This window comes from Microbacterium sp. str. 'China' (assembly GCF_002993305.1).
In the GTDB taxonomy this organism is placed as follows: Bacteria; Actinomycetota; Actinomycetes; order Actinomycetales; family Microbacteriaceae; genus Microbacterium; species Microbacterium paraoxydans.
The window spans coordinates 897,429-915,951 of record NZ_CP027434.1 but is presented as its reverse complement, the minus strand read 5'-3'; the positions used below and the strand labels follow the sequence as shown (position 1 = coordinate 915,951).

The window sequence follows — 18,523 nt, the reverse complement described above, 5'->3', positions numbered from 1 at the left end:
TCGGCGCGCAGAAGCGCAGCGTCCGTCGCGCGGATGCGCAACAGCGGTCAGACGGCCGCGGACCCCTCGGCGTCCTCGAACTCCTCCAGCTCGCGCTCCCAGGCATCCTTCGCCAGGCGGTACCAGAGGTAGAACGCGAAGCCGGCGAAGATGACCCACTCGGCGGCGTAGAACACGTTGAGCCAGTTGACCGGCGACTGCTCGTCGGGCGCCGGGGAGGCGATGTCGGCGAGGCCTGCCGTCGCGGTCGTAGAGGCGAGGTACGGACGGTAGACGTCGAGCTGCTCGATGCCGTGCCAGCGGCTCAACAGAGCCGCCGGCGACATCCGGTCCAGCTGCTCCGGATCGGTGCGCGGCGGCACCGACGGACCCTCATCCGAGATGATGCGACCGGCGACGGGGACCACGCTGCCGTCCGCGTCGGCCTCGAGGCGCTCCACAGCGGCATCGGCGGCCTCCCGATCCGGTGCCCAGCCGATGGCCACCGCCAGCGAGACCCGCTCGTCGACGCGGAGCTGACCGGTGACCCAGTACCCCTCGACGCCGTCGTTGAAGCGGCTGCCCACGACGAGGAAATCCCCGGGGACCCAGACGCCCTCGGTCTCCACGCGCTGCCCGACCAGGGGCTCGGGGAGGTACTCCCCCGGCACTACGACGTCATCGAGCGGTCGGACCTGCTCGGTCGCCCCCGGCGCCGGAGGATCGGTCTCGATCGCCCGCTCCAGCTGCCACTGACCGAGCCAGGCGAACACCCCGGCGACGACGAGACACAGCAGCAGCATCGCGATCCAGCGTCCCCGCAGCATGACCTCACGGAGGGTCGGCGGGAAGGGAGCAGGTGCGGTCACGGTGATGCGGAGACCTCAGGCCTCGTACGGAGCCAGCACGACCTCCACCCGCTGGAACTCCTTGAGGTCGGAGTACCCGGTGGTGGCCATCGACTTGCGCAGCGCGCCGATGAGGTTCGCGGTGCCGTCGGCGACCGGAGCGGGGCCGTAGAGGATCTCCTCCAGCGTGCCGATGCCGCCCACCTCGACGCGTCGTCCACGCGGGAGCTTGGGGTGGTGCGCCTCGGGACCCCAGTGGAACCCCTGGCCGGGAGCGTCCGTCGCGCGAGCCAGGGCGACCCCGAGCATGACCGCGTCGGCGCCCATGGCGAGCGCCTTCACGATGTCGCCGGAGGTGCCGACGCCGCCGTCGGCGATCACGTGGACATAGCGCCCGCCGGACTCGTCGAGGTAGTCACGGCGAGCCGCGGCCACATCCGACACCGCGGTCGCCATGGGCGCGTGGATGCCGAGGGTGGCACGGGTGGTGGACGCCGCACCGCCGCCGAAGCCCACGAGCACGCCGGCCGCGCCGGTGCGCATGAGGTGGAGCGCCGCGGTGTAGGTCGCCGCTCCGCCCACGATCACCGGCACGTCGAGGTCGTAGATGAACTTCTTGAGGTTCAGCGGCTCCGCCACGCTCGACACGTGCTCCGCGGAGACGGTCGTGCCGCGGATGACGAACAGGTCGACCCCGGCCGCGGCGACGGTGTCGTAGAACTCCTGAGTGCGCTGCGGGGTGAGGGAGCCGGCGACGGTGACGCCCGCCTCCCGGATCTCGGCGAGGCGGCGGGTGATGAGCTCGGGCTTGATGGGCTCGGAGTAGAGCTCCTGCATGCGCACGGTCGCCCGGTCCTCCGCGAGGCCCGCGATCTCGGCGAGCAGCGGCTCCGGGTCCTCGTAGCGGGTCCAGAGCCCCTCCAGATCGAGCACCCCCAGACCGCCGAGCTGTCCGAGCATGATCGCGGTGCGCGGGCTGACGACCGAGTCCATCGGCGCCCCGAGCACCGGGATCTCGAAGCCGAAGGCGTCGATCGTCCACGCGGTGGACACGTCCTCCGGGTTGCGCGTGCGCCGCGAGGGCACCACCGCGATGTCGTCGAACGTGTACGCGCGACGCGCGCGCTTTCCTCGGCCGAGCTCGATCTCCATGGTCACCCGTCCAGCCTACCCGGCGCCCGGCGGCCTCCGCGGCGGTCAGCGCGCACGGGCCACCCGCCGCTCGTCCCACACCGGCTCGTCGGACTCGTAGACCTCGCCGTCCGTTCCGAACACGAGGAACCGGTCGAAGGAGCGCGCGAACCACCGGTCGTGCGTGACCGCCACCACGGTGCCCTCGAAGCGCCCGAGCGCCTCCTCCAGCGCCTCGGCCGACTCGAGGTCGAGGTTGTCGGTGGGCTCGTCGAGGAGCAGCAGCGTCGCGCCGGACAGCTCGAGCAGGAGCACCTGGAACCGCGCCTGCTGTCCGCCGGAGAGCGATTCGAACGGCTGCTGCGCCTGACGCACGAGGCCGTACCTGTCCAGGGCCGAGCTCGCCGCGTCGCGGGGTATCCCGTCTCGGAGGTCGTCCCCGCGGTGCAGGATCTCGAGCAGGGTGCGGCCGACGAACTCCGGATGCGCGTGGGTCTGTGCGAAGAGTCCTGGAACGACGCGGGCGCCGAGCACCGCGCGACCGGTGTGCGCGACCGGGCTGAGCTCCTCCGCGACCGCGGTCACGTGCCCGAGGGACGGATCCGGGTCGGTCCCGCCGCGGGCCAACAGCCGCAGGAAGTGCGACTTGCCCGAGCCGTTGGAGCCGAGCACGCCGACGCGGTCGCCGTACCAGATCTCGGTGTCGAACGGACGCATGAGGCCGGTCAGCTCCAGCCGGTCCGCGACGACGGCCCGCTTGCCGGTCCTGGCCCCGCGGAGGCGCATGTCGAACTCCTGCGCCGGGGGCCGCTCCTCCGGCGGGCCCGCCTCCTCGAACTTCCGCAGCCGCGTCTGCGCCGCCTGGTAGCGGGACGCGAAGCCGTCGTTGGCGGACGCCTTGACCTTGAGGTTCGCGACGAGGACGCGGAGCTTCTCGTGCTGCTCGTCCCACCGCCGGCGCAGCTCGTCGAGCCGGTCCATCCGGTCGGTGCGCGCCTGGTGGTAGGTGGCGAAGCTCCCGCCGTGCACCCAGGCGGTCGACCCCGCCGCGCCGGGCTCCAGCGTGATCAGCCGATCGGCGGCCCTGGCGAGGAGCTCGCGGTCGTGCGAGACCAGCAGCACGGTCTTGTCGGTGGCGCGCAGCCGCTCCTCGAGCCACCGCTTGGTCGGCACGTCGAGGTAGTTGTCCGGCTCGTCGAGCAGGAGCACCTCGTCCGGGCCGCGCAGCAGCGCCTCCAGGGCGAGCCGCTTCTGCTCGCCGCCGGAGAGGGAGGTGAGCTCGCGGTAGCGCGCCCGCTCGAACGGCACGCCGAGCGCCGCCACGGTGCACTGATCCCACACGGTCTCGTGCTCGTAGCCGCCGGCGTCCGCGTACTCGGCGATCGCGGAGGCGTAGGCCATCTGGGTGTCGTGCTCGTCGCGGTCGATGAGGGCGTTCTCCGCCGCCTCCAGCGCCTGCGCGGCGGCACGGAGGCGGGTGGGAGCCACCCGCACGAGCAGCTCGTGCACGGTCTGACCCGGCTCGCCGTGTCCGACGAACTGGTCCATGACGCCGAGGCCGCCGTCGATCGTCACCACCCCGTCGTCGGCCGGCTGCTCGCCGCGGATGATCCGCAGCAGCGTCGTCTTCCCCGCCCCGTTCGGCCCGATGAGAGCACTCGTCGAGCCCGCCCCGACACGGAACGACACCTCGTCGAGAAGCGGTCTGCCATCGGGAAGCGTCAGCGAGATCCCGGATGCGTCGATGTACCCCACAGGCGTGGCCGTCCTTCCGCCCGCGGACAGCGAGCCGACCAGGCTATCAGTCCGCGCGGCTGAGGGTCTGCAGCACCTCGGTCTTGGGTGCCGCCGGGAGGAAGAACCGGAACTCGGTGCCCACCCCCTCCTCGCTGGTCACGTCCATGGAGCCGCCGTGAGCCAGCACGATCGCCCGCGTGATCGTGAGACCCAGTCCCACGCCCGGCACGGCGTTGCGGGTGGCCGTCGAGGCCCGGAAGAACCGGGTGAAGAGCATGCGCTGCTCGTCCTGCGGGATCCCGACCCCGGTGTCGGCGATGGCGACCTGCACCCCGCCGTCGAGACGATGCACCGCTGCCGTCACGCGACCCCCGCGCGGGGTGAACTTGATGGCGTTCGAGAGGAGGTTGTCCACGGCCTGCCCGAGGCGTCCGGGATCGACGAGCAGCGGGATCGGCTCGTCGCCGACCTGCAGGTCCAACTCGATCCCCTCGCGCTGCGCGTGCGGTCCCGCCGACACCACGGCCGAACGCACGAGCGCCGCGACGTCCGCCTCGTCCCGCTCCAAAGGGAAGCGCCCCGACTCCACCTGCGCCGTGAAGAGCAGGTCGCCGACGAGGTTCAGCAGGCGCTTCGCATTGCGCTCGATGATGCCGACGAACTCCTGCTGGTCCTCGGTCAGCGGCTGACCCGGATCGTTCTGCAGCAGGTCGAGGAAGCCGATGATCGCGCTCAACGGCGTCCGCAGCTCATGGGAGATCATCCCCACGAACTCGTCCTTCATGCGCGCGACCTCGACGGCTCTCGTCTCATCGGTGAGCACGAACAGGTAGCCCTGCTGCGCGCCGGACGGATCCTTGTGCGGCGTCACGGTCACCCGGGCGGGTACCGTCGTACCGCCCGCGGTCCTGACCTCGATGTCTCCGTCGACGGTATGCCCGGCGTCCGCCTGGGCGAAGAGCTCACAGAGGCCCTCCGAGACGCCGGTGCGCGCGGTCGGATCGCTCGCCGCCCCCGCATCCCCTTCGCGCGCGGCGGTGTCCTCGGCCAGCATGGCCAATGCCGACGACGAGAAGAAGCGGTCGACACGCACGTCGTCGAGAGCCTCGTCGTGAGAGAGCCCGAGCAGGCGGACGGCCCCGGGGTTCCACGCCGTGACGCGCCCCTCGCGATCGGTGCCGATCACGGCCTGCGCGGTGATCGACGCCCACAGGCCCTCGAACGAGTCGAGCAGCACGCGGTACTCGTGCTCCTTCTGTCGCAGCTGCACGATCATCGAGACGTTCTCGGACAGCGCCTTGGTCCGCTCCGTGACCAGCTCCTCCGCCTGCTGCACCCGCAGGCGCTGTTGCCGGGAGAGCTCGTTCACCACGGCCGCGACGGCCGCGAAGACGAGAGGACCGACGACGCCGCGGAGCCACACGACCGCGTTCGTCGGCGGTTCGATGACGTAGGGGATCAGCAGCGCGAGCGACGTGAACGCGCCGACGACGAAGACCCAGCGGATTCCTGGCGCCGCCGCGATCCAGATCACGGGGAGCAGCACGAGCGAGCTGAAGAGCGAGGCCGCGCCTCCCGTCCCGGCGCGGAAGAGCCCCAGCCCCAGGATGTCGACCATCGGGACCAGGAGCACGATCCAGCCCTCCCGGATGTGCAACGCGCTGAGCACTCCGGCGTGGAGCGTCGCGACGAGGACGATCGCGAGGCCGGCCAGGGCGAGGGCGACATCGGTGAACGGCAGGCTGGGGATGGCCCAGGTCATCACGCCTGCGATCGCGGCGGCGACGAGCGTCGGGATCTGCTTGACGATCGGGTTCGGGTTGTCGATGACCCGGTACCAGCGGTTCTCGGCGCGCTCCAGCGGTGTCGCCCTCATCGCGGAACCCGTTCCACGGCGCGATGCAGGTCGGCCCCGGTGATCGGCTTCGGCAGGGCCGCGTCCGCCGGCGGGTACTCGGCGACGTCCAGCACCGAGCTGACGATGAGGAAGCACTCCGGAAAGCGTTCGTGGATCAGCCGGCAGCAGGCCTGCCCGGAGATTCCGGGGAGCAGCAGGTCCAGGACGGCGACCCTGGGGTCGATGTCCGGGAAGGCGGCGATCGCAGACTCGGCGTCGGACGCGACGAACACGTCGAAGCCCTCGCGATCGAGGTACCGACCCAGCAGGGTCGCCTGATCCGGAGCGTCCTCGACGACCAGGGCGAGCGGTCGTCCGGTCATCGCAGGAGCAGCTCTCGGACGACGACGATCACGACCACGACGGCGAGGGAGATGAGCGCCTGCGGGATGAGGCGGCGCTCCTTCCGGGCGTCGGCCGCGATCTCCTCCACCTCGGCGTCGTGCGATGGTGCGTCGGTCATGAGTCGACCCGTCCGATCTTCTCGGTCTTGATCCAGGAGGCGTCCGCGCGACGCCACTCCTTGAGGTACGAGTCGGCGGTGATCGCGCACAGCAGCGATCCGTAGCCGCAGATGTAGAGCAGCAGGCCCGCGAAGAAGCGTCCGGCCGGAAGCGGCTCGACCGCTCGCGCGAGCCAGATGCCGAGCATCGACACCGGCCCCCAGAGGGCGAACGCCAGCAGCCACAGCACACGCGTCTGCTCCGTCGACTCCTGCCCGGCCGCGCCGATCAGGCCGTCCAGGGCCCAGGGGAACAGCGCCAGGGCCATGAGGATCAGCGCCCCGAGTCCCGGGAACATGATCGCCTCGCGCCACGACTGCCGCCCGATGCGCGGATCGAGCTGGACGGAGTAGAGCATCGAGAAGATGTAGATGGCCGCCGCGGCGATCCACATGAACCGGAACACGAACTCCGCGACGTCGCTGTGCAGGAGCAGGAGGACGATCATCGCGGTGGCGGCGAGGAGCAGGAGCGCCGGCATCAGCAGGATCGTGAACCAGGCCAGCCCGAAGGGGATGCTGCCCAGGTTGTGGTCGCGACTCGGACGGAACCAGAGCCTCTTGTAGATCGAGGTGAGCTGCACGTTGCCGCGCGCCCAGCGCAGCCGCTGCTTCCAGAGACTGTCGATCGTCCGCGGCTCCTCGGCGAGCACCACGGCGTGCGGCTCGAACACCATCCGGCGTCCGTGGAGCTGACTCTCGAAGGTCGTCATGGTGTCCTCGGCGAGCGTGCCCGTCGGGATGCGTCCGCCGATCGCCTCGAGGTTCGCGCGGGAATGCAGCTGGGCGCCCCCGGCGAGGCAGGCGATCGCTCCCCCGACGTTCTGCGTGCGCCGTGCCGAGAGCTGGCCGATGACGTACTCGATCGCGATGAACCGGGTGAGGTAGTTGCGGTCCCTGCTGCCCTCCGCGATGTAGGCCGTGACGGCTCCGACCTCCTCGTCGGCGAGGTGCCGGGTGAGCTTGCGCAGGGAGTCCCGCGCGAAGATCACGTCGGCGTCCATGATGAGCACCGCTTCGGTCCACGGGTCGGCGAGCACGACGTCGAGGCCGTGGTTCAGCGTGTGTGCCTTGCCTTCCCCGCCCTTCTCGCGCCGCAGGTGGACGACCCGCCCCGGGTGGGTCGCCGCCTTCTGCTGCACGATCGCCGGGGTGTCGTCCGTGGATGCATCGTCGACGACGAACACCCGGAGGCGTTCGGCGGGGTACTCGAGCTGGAGCAGCCGCTCGATCGCGGGGCCGATCACCAGGCCCTCGTTCCACGCCGGGATGACCACAGCCACGTTCGGGTGGTACGGGGCGGCCTTGCCGTAGTGATTGCGGAAGGCGTGCAGCGGCAGCATGAGGAACTGCAGACCGGTGTTGACGACCGGCAGCGTGCCGATCAGCACGCACAGCAGGAGGATGACGACGACGACCGTCTCGATCCAGGTCAGTTCGGGCATCAGCGTCCTTCCGTCCCTGTGAGCAGCGGGACGATGCGGGAGTACCGGCCGACGTCTGCGGCCACGTGGCTGTCGGTGGAGGCCACGATGCCGGCGCCCGCGCGCTCCAGGGCGTTCAGCGCCTCCGCGCCGGGGCACACCCACTTCTCGTTGACCTCGACGAGCGTGTCCGTCTCCGCGGCGGCTCGCGCCCACGCGTCGAGGCGCTCGACCCCGAGCTCCTCCTCCGCGAGACCGATCTTCGGCAGGATCGAGAAGCAGTGCGCGAGCTGGTTGCCCGGATGGCGGCGCATGGTCGCGACGACGGCGTCCACGAACTGGTCGAGGACGTCGGCCGGCGCCCAGCCCGCGGCGATGCGCTCGCGGACCGCGGTGGGTCCGAGCGGCCCGTCCACACCGGGGAACTGATGATCGGCGATGAGGATCCGGTCGATGCCCGCCGGAAGCGCCGGGATGTCGAGCGCGCCTGAGGCGTCGAGGATCTTCGCCTCGACGCCGGTGAGCACCGTCAATCCGTCCGGGACGTCCAGCCGGCGGACGGCGGCGAGGTACTCCGGCACCCAGGTCGTGGTCTGCCGCACGTGGTCGACGAGACGGACGGTGTCGAGACCGACGGCCGCAGCCGCGCCGACGTTCTCCTCCAGCGTGGAGACCGCGTCGTCGGAGAACGTGGAGTGGACGTGGTGGTCTCCGCGCATGGCGGGATGACTCACAGCTCCTCCTGGTGACCGGCGTGCGCCGACACGAGCACGTCGTCGACCTCGACGATCACGTCCTCCAGGAAGCGCACGGAGGCGACCTCCCGGAAGGGCACCTGCACCGGGATCTCCCGGCCGAGGAAGAGGTCGGCGACGAGCGAGGGGATGTCGACTCCGGCGGCGATCGTCAGCGGGAGCGCGCCGGGGAAGCGCGGGTTGACCTCGAGCAGCACGGCGCGCCCGTCGCGATCGCGGCGGAGCTGCACGTTGGCGACGCCGACCAGGCCGATCGCCCGCGCGATGGCGGCAGCGGTCTCCTCGAGCTCGGGGTCGCGGAGCGTGCGGCCGGCGATCGCGACCCCGGAGTCCACGCGGGCACGGGTGCGCGGCACCGCGGCGACCACGCCGCCGGAGGCGTCGGCGATCACATCGACCGAGTACTCCTCGCCCGGGAGGAAGTCCTGCACGATCAGCCCCTCATCCGTGGGGAGGGCGGCGAGCGCCTCCGCGTCGGGGACGAGGCGCACGCCGCGGCTGCCCGCGCCCTGCCGGGGCTTGGCGAACACGGGGAACTCCCACGCGACCTCCGCGGCGTCCGGGCCGGCGAGCACGGTGCGCGGCACACGACCGGTCGGCGCGCAGCGCTCCGCGAGGGCGAGCTTGTCGAGGGCGGTGTGCAGCGTGTCGGCGGGCGGCGCGGCGAGGACGGCCGGGGCCAGCTCGTCCCTGCGGTCCGCGAGCGCGATCAGCTCCACGTCGACGGTGGAGATCACGAGGTCGAGACCGTCCTCGGCGACCATCCGCGCGATCGCCGGCACGAAGTCCGCGTCCCGCCCCGGGGGAACCAGACGACGCTGCGCCGGCGGAACGAGGTAGAGGCCGCTCGCCCAGCCGTCCATGTCGGCCGCGAAGACCGTCAGATCGGACCGTCGCAGCAGGGAGCGGATCACCGCGACTCCGGCGGGGCCCCCGGCTCCGGTGACCAGTACGCGCTTCGTCATCAGCTCTCCCGTCGGGTCAGTTCATGGGCGCCGATGAACTCGGCGGTCTCGCGCACGACCTCCAGCGGCTCGACGGCCACGCCGCCGCCGAACCGCGACCAGTAGCGGGCGGTGGCCGTGACGAACTCCGGCGCGAGGTACTCCCGGTTCGCGGCGGCCTGGGACTGGAAGCACTCCAGCAGCCGCAGCTTGTCGTCGAGGAAGCGATCGATGCGGACGAAGCGCGTGGGCCGGTAGTCGATGGTCGCGGAGGGGCTCTGGTAGCACGCGACCGTGCCGACGCGGCGCGTCGCGACGATCGTCGCCTCGTTCACCGCGCGGTGATCCTGGTGACGGTCGTGGTGCGAGTGCGTGTAGACGATGGTCGGCTGGATCTCCTGCACGACCTCCTCGATGAGGCGGACGGTCGACCCGCCGCCGGAGATCTCGGTGTCGACGAGGTCTTTCACGAACAGCCGGGCACCCAGTTGCTCGGCGGCGGCGAGGGACTCGTGCTGGCGGCTGTCGGCATCACCGCCGCGCGCTCCGCGGGAGAGCGTGAGGATGGTGATGCGATCGCCGGCGGCGGCATGGGCTGCAAGGATGCCGCCGACACCGATCTCGACGTCGTCCGGGTGCGCTCCGATCGCGAGGACGACCTCACCGGTCTTCGCCTCCGCCTTCCGGCGCCGGGACTCCTCGACGAGCCGGGTGACCGACTCCACGAGCCGGGCGTTGTCGAGCGGCTTGGTGAGGAACTCGTCGGCCTGCGCCCGGAGCGCGGACACCGCGTACTCGACCGAGACGTGCGCCGTCATGACGATGACCGGCACGGTGGGCATGACGCGGCGCAGCTCCGCGAGCAGCTCCAGACCACCGAGTCCCGGCATCTCGATGTCGGTGACGACCACGTCGGGTTTCACCGCCGCGGCCTTCTCGAGCGCCGACCGGCCGTCGTCCGCGAGATCGACGACGCAGCCCGCGCGCCGTTCCAGGACGGTCTTCACAAGCAGGGCGACGTCGTGGTCGTCGTCGACGACGAGGATGCGAGGGGGGACCTCAGCCATGTACAGCTCTCCTTGGGGAGATTCCCTGCCGAGGGGATTCGGCGGTGCGACCGCGGTGCCTTCATCACCGGGCCGCAGGGAAAGTCGAGCGGGGTACGTCGATTCTGGCACAGGGCTCCACCCCCGGCCCGCAGCGCTTCAGCCCGCGCGCGCCGCCCGCTTCTCCTCCTGGTAGAGCCGGATCGCCTCGTACCGCTCCGCCGATCGCGCCCGCCTCTTCGCCGCCTGCTCCTCGCGGTTCTTGGGCGGCGCCGCGGTCACGAGGTCATCGAGCAGCCGCCGCGTGGCCACGGCGATCTCGGCCACCGCGCGATCGAAGACCTCACGGTTCGCCCGCGACGGCGCCGTCGTCCCGGAGATCTTGCGGACGAACTGGAGCGCAGCCTCGCGGCACTCCTCGTCGGTGGCCGCGGGCTCGAGGTTGTTCAGAGGCACGATGTTCCGGCACATACCAGCACCGTACGCGCGGCCCGCGGGCCGCGAAAGGGGGATGGCATGCCCGGCCCGCCGTCGCTACGCTCTGGGCTACGACCGGAACCGAGGAGAGATCATGACCGATACACCGCCGCCCGACGCCCCGCCGCCGTACAACCCGCCACCTCCCGGCGGCACGCCCTCGCCGTATCCCGCCGCCTCCGCTCCCCCGCCCGGCACCCCCTACGCGCAGGACGTGCCGACGTCGCCCCCGGGACGGGTGCTGTCGATCATCGGCCTCGTGCTGGCGTTCCTGCTGCCGCCGGTCGGCCTCATCCTCAGCATCATCGCCGCCGTGCAGCTCGGCAAGGCGAAGGCTCCCAAGGGCATCGCGATCGCCGGCATCATCGTCGGTGCCGTCCTGACGATCTTCGCGATCATCGGCATCATCCTGCTGGCCACCGTGCTGGCCGGCGTGATCGGGACGTGCGCCGAGCTCGGCCCCGGGGTCTGGGACGTCGGCGGCGTCACCTACCGCTGCGGCTGACCGCACCGCGAACGACGAGGGGCCGGATGCAGCGCATCCGGCCCCTCGTGCGTCCCCCTGCGGGGGTCGCGGTCACTTCTTGTAGTTCGGCGCCTCGACGACGATCTGCACGTCGTGCGGGTGCGACTCCTTGAGCCCGGCCGAGGTGATGCGCACGAACTTGCCGCGCTGCTTGAGCTCCTCGATGGTGCGGGCCCCGACGTAGAACATCGACTGCCGCAGGCCGCCGACGAGCTGGTAGGCGACGGCCGAGAGCGGGCCGCGGTAGGGCACCTGGCCCTCGATGCCCTCCGGGATCAGCTTGTCGTCGCTGGGCACGTCGGCCTGGAAGTAGCGGTCCTTCGAGTAGGACGTCTGCTTGCCGCGCGTCTGCATGGCGCCGAGCGAGCCCATCCCGCGGTACTGCTTGAACTGCTTGCCCGACTGGAAGACGATCTCGCCCGGCGACTCGTCGGTGCCGGCGAGCAGCGAGCCGAGCATAACGGCGTCAGCACCGGCGACGAGCGCCTTCGCGATGTCGCCCGAGTACTGCAGGCCGCCGTCGGCGATCACCGGGACGCCGGCGGGGCGCGCCGCGAGCGATGCCTCGTAGACGGCCGTGACCTGCGGCACGCCGACACCGGCGACCACGCGGGTCGTGCAGATCGAGCCGGGACCCACGCCCACCTTGACCGCGTCCACGCCCGCGTCCAGCAGCGCCTGCGCGCCCTCGCGGGTGGCGACGTTGCCGCCGATGACGTCGATGTGCGCGAACGACTCGTCGGCCTTGAGGCGCTTGACGAGGTCGATCACGCCCTGCGACTGCCCGTTGGCGGTGTCGACGACGAGCACGTCCACTCCGGCGTCGCGGAGGGCCTCGGCGCGCTCCCACGCGTCGCCGAAGAAGCCGATCGCCGCGCCCACCCGCAGGCGGCCCTGGTCGTCCTTGGTGGCGAGCGGATACTTCTCGCTCTTGTCGAAGTCCTTGATGGTGATGAGGCCGGCGAGCTTGCCGTCCTCGTCGATGAGGGGCAGCTTCTCGACGCGGTGCTTCGCGAACAGCGCGATGACCTCGCCCGCCGCGACGCCGACGGGGGCGGTGACGAGGTTCTCCCTCGTCATGACGTCCTTGACGAACGTGCTCTGACGCTCGAAGCCGGAGACGAAGCGCATGTCGCGGTTCGTGATGATGCCCACCAGGCGACCCTCGTCGTCCACGACCGGGAGGCCGGAGATCCGGTACTTGGCGCACAGGGCGTCGACCTCCTCCACCGTCGCGTCCTGCGTCGTGGTGATGGGGTCGGTGATCATGCCGGACTCGCTGCGCTTCACGCGGTCGACGTGCGCGGCCTGGTCGGCGATCGAGAGGTTGCGGTGCAGGATGCCGATGCCGCCCTCCCGGGCCATGGCGATCGCCATGCGGGATTCGGTCACCGTGTCCATCGCGCTGGAGAGCAGCGGCGTCGCGACGGAGATCCGTCGGGTGATCCGGGACGACGTGTCGGCCTCACTGGGGATGACGTCGGTGTGCCCGGGGAGCAGCAGCACGTCATCGTAGGTCAGTCCGACGAAGCCGAAGGGATCGTGCTGGTCCATGGAATCTCCTCCTGCGCGAGTGGCGCGGATCCGGGTGCGAATGGGGGGTCGACGTCGGCCGGTGCGCGGGCGTGACCCGTATGGAGATTCTAAGCGAGACACGCCCGAGAACATTCCCAGGGCCCTGTCGTTACCGGACCGTTGGCCCGGACGATAGGTGATTCGCCGATCGCCCATTACGCTCAAGTGCGTCGTCCATCCCCGCGGTTCGACCCGAGCCCGCGGAGACAGCACTCACAGTGGAGGTTGCGTGGGACCCACAGCACTCGCCGGACCGCGAAAGCGCCCTTGGGCCTTCGCCTTCTTCGGAATCCTGATGGCGCTCGCGGCATCGCTCCTGCTCCCTCCCTCAGCGGCCTCCGCCGAGACCACGGACGACGGGCAGGAGGTCACCGACTTCTACTTCGCCGGGGTCGTCACCGACGGCGACGAGCCCGTCGAGGGCGTCGTGATGACGATCGAGGGCAACGGCTTCGACGCCGAGACCGAGACCGACGCCGAGGGCAAGTGGCGCCTGTACGTGCCGGAAAAGGAGACGTACACCCTCACGGTGGACGAGTCCACGCTTCCGGACGGCGTGATCGTCGACGCGACGCAGCTCCCCGAGGGGATCCAGCCCGTCTCGGGCACGACCGCCTCGTTCGAGCTGGAGTTCGGGCTCACCGGGACGAAGATCGTGAACCTCTTCCTCGGCGAGGGAGAGCGGGTGACCGTCTCCTTCCTCGATCAGCTCCTGTCGCGCCTGGTGGGCGGCCTGAACTTCGGGCTCCTGCTGGGGCTCGCCTCGATGGGCGCCGCGCTCATCTACGGCACGACCCGGCTGTCGAACTTCGCGCACGGCGAGATGGTGACGTGGGGCGCGGTGATCACCCTCGTCGTCACCTCCTTCTGGCAGCTCCCGCTGTGGGCCGGCATCATCGCCGCAGTCATCGGCGGCGCGGCGCTCGGCTGGGCGCTCGACGCCGGCATCTGGAAGCCGCTGCGTCGGCGCGGACTGGGCGTCGTCCAGCTCATGATCGTCAGCATCGGCCTCTCGCTGGCCCTGCGCTACGGCCTGCAGTACATCATCGGCGGCAGCACCTATCAGCTGCCCGGCGCGAGCCCGGAGCCGATCCGCCTCGGTCCGATCTCCCTGTCGTACATCGACATGATCGGCATGGCCACGAGCATCATCGTGATCCTCGGCGTCGCGTTCTTCCTCACCCGCACCCGCATCGGGAAGGCGACGAGGGCGATCTCGGACAACCCGCAGCTCGCCGCCGCCTCCGGCATCGACGTGGACAAGGTCATCCGCGTCGTCTGGATCCTCGCCGGCACCCTGGCCGCGATCTCCGGCATCCTCTGGGCGTACTTCCGCCCCGGCGTGAAGTGGGACATGGGCATGCAGATGCTGCTGCTGATGTTCTGCGCCATCACGCTCGGCGGTCTCGGCTCCGCGATCGGCGCTCTGATCGGCTCGATCATCGTCGGCCTCGCGGTCGAGGTCTCGACGCTCCTCGGGGTGCCGACCGACCTCAAGTACGCCAGCGCCCTCGTCGCGCTGATCATCATCCTGCTCGTGCGACCGCAGGGCATCCTCGGACGCAAGGAAAGGTTGGGCTGACGCATGGACTTCGGAAGCATCTTCGGCAACACCGCCTCCTACCTGTTCAGCCCGACCACGATCGCCTACGCGCTCGCGGCCACGGGCCTCGCGGTGCACTTCGGGTACACGGGTCTGCTCAACTTCGGCATGGCGGCGTTCATGGCGATCGGCGGCTACGGCTACGCGATCTCGATCCTCACCTTCGGATTCCCGTGGTGGCTGGGCGTGCTCGTCGGCATCACCGGCGGCGCGCTCTTCGCCCTGCTGCTGGGCATCCCGACGCTGCGGCTGCGCGCCGACTACCTGGCCATCGCGACCATCGCGGCCGCGGAGGTCGTGCGCCTGATGTTCGTCACCGAGCTCTTCAAGGACTGGACGAACTCCGCCGGCGGTCTCTCCGGCTACCACCAGAGCTTCCGCGACGCGAACCCCTTCCCCCCGGGGACCTACGGCTTCGGCCCGTGGACGTACAACGCCAACGACCTCTGGGTGCGGGTGTTCGGACTGCTCACCCTCGCTCTCACGATCCTCGTGGTCTGGGCGCTCATGCGCAGCCCCTGGGGTCGCGTGCTCAAGGGCATCCGCGAGGATGAGGACGCCGTGCGCTCGCTCGGCAAGAACGTCTTCGCCTACAAGATGCAGGCACTCGTGGTGGGTGGCGTGATCGGTGCACTGGGCGGAATCGTCTTCGTCCTGCCCTCGGCGGTCATCCCCGGCAGCTACTCGACGTCGCTGACCTTCTTCCTGTGGACGATCCTGCTCCTCGGCGGCGCGGCCACGGTGTTCGGCCCGACGCTCGGCGCCGTGCTGTTCTGGGTGGTGTTCGCCTTCCTCGGCGCGCTCCTCCCCGCGATGGCCACGGCCGGCTACCTGCCCATGACGAGCGCTCAGGCCGACGTGGTGCGCTACATCCTCATCGGCATCGTGCTGATGCTCATCGTCGTGTTCCGCCCGCAGGGCATCCTGGGGAACAAGAGGGAGATGACCTTTGTCAAATGAGAACGACGCGGCCGTCACGCCCGCGAAGAGCACTCCCCGCGCGAAGACCACCGGCCTCGCCGCGGGTCCCGCCGCCCCCGGAGTCAAGAAGGTCGACCCGATCCTCGTCGTGGACGCCGTGCAGCGGCGCTTCGGCGGCCTCACCGCGGTCGACGTCGATCACCTCGAGATCCCGCGCGGCGCCATCACGGCGCTCATCGGCCCCAACGGCGCCGGCAAGACCACGCTGTTCAACCTCCTGTGCGGCTTCGACAAGCCCAACAGCGGCACGTGGTCCTACGACGGCAAGAACCTGTCCGGCATCCCGTCGTTCAAGGTCGCCCGGATGGGACAGGTGCGCACCTTCCAGCTCACGAAGTCGCTGTCGCTGCTGACCGTGCTGGAGAACATGAAGCTCGGCGCGAAGGATCAGCGCGGCGAGGGCTTCTGGGCAGGCCTGTTCCCCTTCCTCTGGCGCAAGCAGGAGCAGGAGATCGAGCAGCGCGCGCACGAGCTCCTCGTGCGCTTCAAGCTCGACGCCAAGGAGCAGGACTTCGCGGCGTCGCTCTCCGGTGGCCAGCGCAAGCTGCTGGAGATGGCCAGGGCCCTCATGAGCGACCCGAGCCTGGTGATGCTCGACGAGCCGATGGCCGGGGTCAACCCCGCCCTCACCCAGTCGCTCCTCGATCACATCCTCGACCTCAAGGACCTCGGCATGACGGTGCTCTTCGTGGAGCACGACATGCACATGGTCCGTCACATCGCCGACTGGGTGGTCGTGATGGCCGAGGGGCGCGTGGTGGCCGAGGGACCGCCGGAGACCGTCATGGAGGACCCCGCGGTGGTGGACGCCTACCTCGGTGCCCACCAGGACGTGGACCTCGGTGCTGTCACCGGCCGTCTCCCGGTGATCTCCGACGCCGACGCGGAGCGCATCCGCGAGCAGATCGAGACCGAGGTCGAGGCCGAGGTCGAGGCCGAGGACGTCGCCGAGGAGGACAAGGCATGAGCACCGCAACCCCCGCCGAAAGCGCCGCCCCGGCCGACGACGTGGTCGTCGAGCTGAAGGACGTGCACGCCGGCTACCTGCCGGGAGTAAACATCCTCAACGGCGCGAACCTCGTCGCCCGCCAGGGCGAGCTCATCGGCATCATCGGCCCGAACGGCGCCGGGAAGTCGACGCTCCTCAAGGCGATCTTCGGCATGGTCAACGTCCGCGAAGGCGACATCACGGTCAAAGGCGAGAGCATCGTCGGTCTCAAGGCCGACAAGCTCGTGCGCCGCGGTGTGGCCTTCGTGCCGCAGACGAACAACGTGTTCCCGTCGCTCACCATCCAGGAGAACCTGGAGATGGGTCTCTACCAGAACCCGAAGATCTTCGCGGAGCGGCTCGAGTTCGTCAGCAGCATCTTCGCGGAAATCGGCAAGCGTCTGAAGCAGCGTGCCGGCTCGCTCTCCGGCGGCGAGCGGCAGATGGTCGCCATGTCGCGGGCTCTCATGATGGACCCGTCGGTGCTGCTGCTCGACGAGCCGTCCGCCGGCCTCTCCCCCGTGCGGCAGGACGACGCCTTCATCCGCGTCTCCGACATCAACAAGGCGGGCGTCACGACGATCATGGTCGAGCAGAACGCCCGTCGGTGCCTGCAGATCTGCGACCGCGGATACGTGCTCGACCAGGGCAAGGATGCCTACGAGGGCACCGGCCGGGAGCTGTTGAACGACCCGAAGGTCATCGGCCTCTACCTGGGCACCCTCGGCACCGACGCCGCCTGAGGCCGGTTCCTGGTACGACGAAGGCCCCGGATGCCGAAGCATCCGGGGCCTTCGTCGTCGCTGCGTTACTTGATGCGCGAGGTGACGTTCTCGGCGTCGAACTCGTAGACGCCGATCGCGGCACCCTTCGGGTCGTTGTTCTCGTCGAACGTGATCTCGCCGGAGAGACCGTCGTAGTCCGGCGTGCCGCCGTCGTTGATGATCGCGGCGCAATCGGCGAAGTTGTCGCACTTCTCGCCGTCGCCGTCACCGCCGGAGACGGTGATCATCTCGGCCGCGATGTCCGGGCCCTCGACCGAGCCGGCCTTCAGCGCCGCCAGGGCGATCAGCACCACAGCGTCGTACGCCTCGGCCGAGTAGGTCACGGCGTCGATCGGGTCGTTGCCCTCGGCCGTCCAGACCTCGTTCAGCTGGTCGAGGAAGTCCTGCGGCAGCTCAGCACCGGCACGGGTGCCCTTCGAGCCCTCGAGGCTGACCGAGACATCCGAGCCCCAGTCCTTGAGGTTGCCGTCGACGAGGTAAAGGGACCCGGTGTCGACCCCGGCGTTGCCGAGCAGCGGCGCGATGGTGGCGAACTGGTCGTAGGAGACGACCGCGACCGCGTCCGGGTTCGCCGCGGCGATCTCCGAGACCTGCGCGTTGAACTGACCGTCACCCTGGTTGTACGACGCGTCGGCGACGACCTCGCCGCCGGTGCTCTCGAAGGTGGCCTTGATCGCCTCGAACAGCCCCGTGCCGTACGGGTCGTTCTGGTAGATGATGCCCAGCGTCTTGTGGCCGTCCTCGGCGATCTCGTTGCCGAGGACCTCGCCCTGGAGGTTGTCGCTCGGCGCGGTCCGGAAGTACAGCGGATTGATGCCCGTGAAGTCCGGCGAGGTGTTCGACGGGGACACGGTGAGGATGTCCGCGCCCGCGTTGCCGTCGAGGATCAGCTTGGTGACGCTGGAGGACGCCGCGCCGATCATGGCGGTGATGTCGTCGTTGCGCAGGTTGTTGATGGAGGTCTCGTAGGCCTTGTTGTCGAGGTCGCCCTCGTCGGCCGTGCTGACGTCGATCGTGATGCCGGCGTCGGCCTCGTTGATCTGGTTGACGGCGAGCTGGACACCGGCCTCCATCGGCGCGCCCAGGAACGCGAGCGTGCCGGTGGCCGGCAGCAGCGAACCGAGCTTGAGCGTCAGGTCGGCGGCCGGCTTGTCGCCACCCCCGTCCGACGGCTCCGCGTTCGGCGTGCTGCTGCAGCCCGCGATGATGAGGGCGGAAGCGCTGACCAGCGCGATCCCGGCGAAGATCCTCGCGCTGCGCGAGCCCTTCAGTGCGTTCATGATGCTCCCTTGCGTAAACGAACGTGGATGGTGACCACAGTCGGG

The 18,523-nt window shown here is 70.1% G+C and carries 18 protein-coding genes; 5 read left to right on the top strand and 13 right to left on the bottom strand.

From position 1 onward, the window contains the following. Positions 1–47 precede the first annotated feature (47 nt). From C6C15_RS04410 to C6C15_RS04365, 11 genes are all read right to left on the bottom strand, one after another. A complete protein-coding gene (locus C6C15_RS04410) occupies positions 48–806 on the bottom strand; it encodes an SURF1 family protein (protein ID WP_105950753.1) in 759 nt (252 codons plus the stop codon). Positions 807–863: 57 nt separating this feature from the next. Further along, positions 864–1,979, bottom strand: a complete 1,116-nt coding sequence (locus C6C15_RS04405; RefSeq protein ID WP_025103746.1) for a GuaB3 family IMP dehydrogenase-related protein — start codon at positions 1,977–1,979, stop codon at positions 864–866. Between the two features lie 45 nt (positions 1,980–2,024). Continuing rightward, on the bottom strand, positions 2,025–3,713 hold the full coding sequence (locus C6C15_RS04400; RefSeq protein WP_105949369.1) for an ABC-F family ATP-binding cassette domain-containing protein: 1,689 nt from the start codon (positions 3,711–3,713) through the stop codon (positions 2,025–2,027). Between the two features lie 46 nt (positions 3,714–3,759). Continuing rightward, positions 3,760–5,571 carry a PAS domain-containing sensor histidine kinase gene (locus tag C6C15_RS04395; protein ID WP_105949368.1) on the bottom strand — a complete coding sequence of 604 codons (1,812 nt, stop codon included), beginning with the start codon at positions 5,569–5,571 and terminating at the stop codon, positions 3,760–3,762. Next, positions 5,568–5,915, bottom strand: a complete 348-nt coding sequence (locus C6C15_RS04390; protein ID WP_105949367.1) for a response regulator — start codon at positions 5,913–5,915, stop codon at positions 5,568–5,570. Before C6C15_RS04390 ends, C6C15_RS04395 begins: the two co-directional genes overlap by 4 nt. Continuing rightward, entirely contained in the window at positions 5,912–6,055 is a 144-nt protein-coding gene (locus C6C15_RS17040; RefSeq protein ID WP_157524008.1) for a hypothetical protein, read from the bottom strand. Before C6C15_RS17040 ends, C6C15_RS04390 begins: the two co-directional genes overlap by 4 nt. Further along, positions 6,052–7,539 (bottom strand): glycosyltransferase family 2 protein, encoded by a 1,488-nt coding sequence (locus tag C6C15_RS04385; protein WP_060922047.1) that lies wholly within the window; start codon positions 7,537–7,539, stop codon positions 6,052–6,054. Before C6C15_RS04385 ends, C6C15_RS17040 begins: the two co-directional genes overlap by 4 nt. After that, complete coding sequence (locus tag C6C15_RS04380; protein WP_199787689.1) at positions 7,539–8,252, bottom strand: PHP domain-containing protein; 714 nt, start codon at positions 8,250–8,252, stop codon at positions 7,539–7,541. The genes C6C15_RS04385 and C6C15_RS04380 overlap by 1 nt, the downstream gene beginning before the upstream one ends. Then, complete coding sequence (locus C6C15_RS04375) at positions 8,249–9,238, bottom strand: ATP-grasp domain-containing protein (RefSeq protein WP_105949365.1); 990 nt, start codon at positions 9,236–9,238, stop codon at positions 8,249–8,251. The genes C6C15_RS04380 and C6C15_RS04375 overlap by 4 nt, the downstream gene beginning before the upstream one ends. Then, positions 9,238–10,284, bottom strand: a complete 1,047-nt coding sequence (locus tag C6C15_RS04370) for a response regulator (RefSeq protein ID WP_105949364.1) — start codon at positions 10,282–10,284, stop codon at positions 9,238–9,240. Before C6C15_RS04370 ends, C6C15_RS04375 begins: the two co-directional genes overlap by 1 nt. A gap of 138 nt (positions 10,285–10,422) precedes the next feature. Next, on the bottom strand, positions 10,423–10,734 hold the full coding sequence (locus C6C15_RS04365) for a DUF2277 domain-containing protein (protein ID WP_060923105.1): 312 nt from the start codon (positions 10,732–10,734) through the stop codon (positions 10,423–10,425). A gap of 100 nt (positions 10,735–10,834) precedes the next feature. On the opposite strand from C6C15_RS04365, the gene C6C15_RS04360 reads away from it, so the two are divergent. Beyond that, a complete protein-coding gene (locus tag C6C15_RS04360; RefSeq protein WP_105949363.1) occupies positions 10,835–11,245 on the top strand; it encodes a hypothetical protein in 411 nt (136 codons plus the stop codon). Between the two features lie 72 nt (positions 11,246–11,317). On the opposite strand, the gene guaB is transcribed toward C6C15_RS04360, so the two are convergent. Then, on the bottom strand, positions 11,318–12,820 hold the full coding sequence (gene guaB / locus C6C15_RS04355) for an IMP dehydrogenase (RefSeq protein WP_105949362.1): 1,503 nt from the start codon (positions 12,818–12,820) through the stop codon (positions 11,318–11,320). Positions 12,821–13,136: 316 nt separating this feature from the next. Between guaB and C6C15_RS04350 the strand changes: the two genes are divergently transcribed. The 4 genes from C6C15_RS04350 to C6C15_RS04335 are packed head-to-tail and all read left to right on the top strand — an operon-like array spanning position 13,137 to position 17,156. After that, complete coding sequence (locus C6C15_RS04350) at positions 13,137–14,423, top strand: branched-chain amino acid ABC transporter permease (protein WP_060923108.1); 1,287 nt, start codon at positions 13,137–13,139, stop codon at positions 14,421–14,423. A gap of 3 nt (positions 14,424–14,426) precedes the next feature. Further along, complete coding sequence (locus C6C15_RS04345; RefSeq protein ID WP_025103732.1) at positions 14,427–15,404, top strand: branched-chain amino acid ABC transporter permease; 978 nt, start codon at positions 14,427–14,429, stop codon at positions 15,402–15,404. Next, the gene (locus C6C15_RS04340) at positions 15,394–16,392 is read left to right on the top strand and encodes an ABC transporter ATP-binding protein (RefSeq protein WP_105949361.1); all 999 of its coding nucleotides are present in this window, start codon (positions 15,394–15,396) and stop codon (positions 16,390–16,392) included. The genes C6C15_RS04345 and C6C15_RS04340 overlap by 11 nt, the downstream gene beginning before the upstream one ends. Next, the gene (locus C6C15_RS04335) at positions 16,389–17,156 is read left to right on the top strand and encodes an ABC transporter ATP-binding protein (protein ID WP_105949360.1); all 768 of its coding nucleotides are present in this window, start codon (positions 16,389–16,391) and stop codon (positions 17,154–17,156) included. Before C6C15_RS04340 ends, C6C15_RS04335 begins: the two co-directional genes overlap by 4 nt. A 65-nt stretch (positions 17,157–17,221) precedes the next feature. Here the strand turns inward: C6C15_RS04335 and C6C15_RS04330 are convergent, their stop codons facing one another. Next, on the bottom strand, positions 17,222–18,478 hold the full coding sequence (locus C6C15_RS04330; protein ID WP_060923111.1) for an ABC transporter substrate-binding protein: 1,257 nt from the start codon (positions 18,476–18,478) through the stop codon (positions 17,222–17,224). Positions 18,479–18,523 lie beyond the last annotated feature (45 nt).

What these genes read in the sequence shown, in the direction of transcription:
- C6C15_RS17040 (WP_157524008.1), bottom strand. Translation starts at nt 6,055, where the DNA reads ATGACCGACGCACCATCGCACGACGCCGAGGTGGAGGAGATCGCGGCC.
- C6C15_RS04395 (WP_105949368.1), bottom strand. Translation starts at nt 5,571, where the DNA reads ATGAGGGCGACACCGCTGGAGCGCGCCGAGAACCGCTGGTACCGGGTC.
- C6C15_RS04335 (WP_105949360.1), top strand. Translation starts at nt 16,389, where the DNA reads ATGAGCACCGCAACCCCCGCCGAAAGCGCCGCCCCGGCCGACGACGTG.
- C6C15_RS04410 (WP_105950753.1), bottom strand. Translation starts at nt 806, where the DNA reads ATGCTGCGGGGACGCTGGATCGCGATGCTGCTGCTGTGTCTCGTCGTC.
- C6C15_RS04350 (WP_060923108.1), top strand. Translation starts at nt 13,137, where the DNA reads ATGGCGCTCGCGGCATCGCTCCTGCTCCCTCCCTCAGCGGCCTCCGCC.
- C6C15_RS04390 (WP_105949367.1), bottom strand. Translation starts at nt 5,915, where the DNA reads ATGACCGGACGACCGCTCGCCCTGGTCGTCGAGGACGCTCCGGATCAG.
- C6C15_RS04365 (WP_060923105.1), bottom strand. Translation starts at nt 10,734, where the DNA reads ATGTGCCGGAACATCGTGCCTCTGAACAACCTCGAGCCCGCGGCCACC.
- C6C15_RS04375 (WP_105949365.1), bottom strand. Translation starts at nt 9,238, where the DNA reads ATGACGAAGCGCGTACTGGTCACCGGAGCCGGGGGCCCCGCCGGAGTC.
- C6C15_RS04360 (WP_105949363.1), top strand. Translation starts at nt 10,835, where the DNA reads ATGACCGATACACCGCCGCCCGACGCCCCGCCGCCGTACAACCCGCCA.
- C6C15_RS04405 (WP_025103746.1), bottom strand. Translation starts at nt 1,979, where the DNA reads ATGGAGATCGAGCTCGGCCGAGGAAAGCGCGCGCGTCGCGCGTACACG.
- guaB (WP_105949362.1), bottom strand. Translation starts at nt 12,820, where the DNA reads ATGGACCAGCACGATCCCTTCGGCTTCGTCGGACTGACCTACGATGAC.
- C6C15_RS04385 (WP_060922047.1), bottom strand. Translation starts at nt 7,539, where the DNA reads ATGCCCGAACTGACCTGGATCGAGACGGTCGTCGTCGTCATCCTCCTG.
- C6C15_RS04345 (WP_025103732.1), top strand. Translation starts at nt 14,427, where the DNA reads ATGGACTTCGGAAGCATCTTCGGCAACACCGCCTCCTACCTGTTCAGC.
- C6C15_RS04370 (WP_105949364.1), bottom strand. Translation starts at nt 10,284, where the DNA reads ATGGCTGAGGTCCCCCCTCGCATCCTCGTCGTCGACGACGACCACGAC.
- C6C15_RS04330 (WP_060923111.1), bottom strand. Translation starts at nt 18,478, where the DNA reads ATGAACGCACTGAAGGGCTCGCGCAGCGCGAGGATCTTCGCCGGGATC.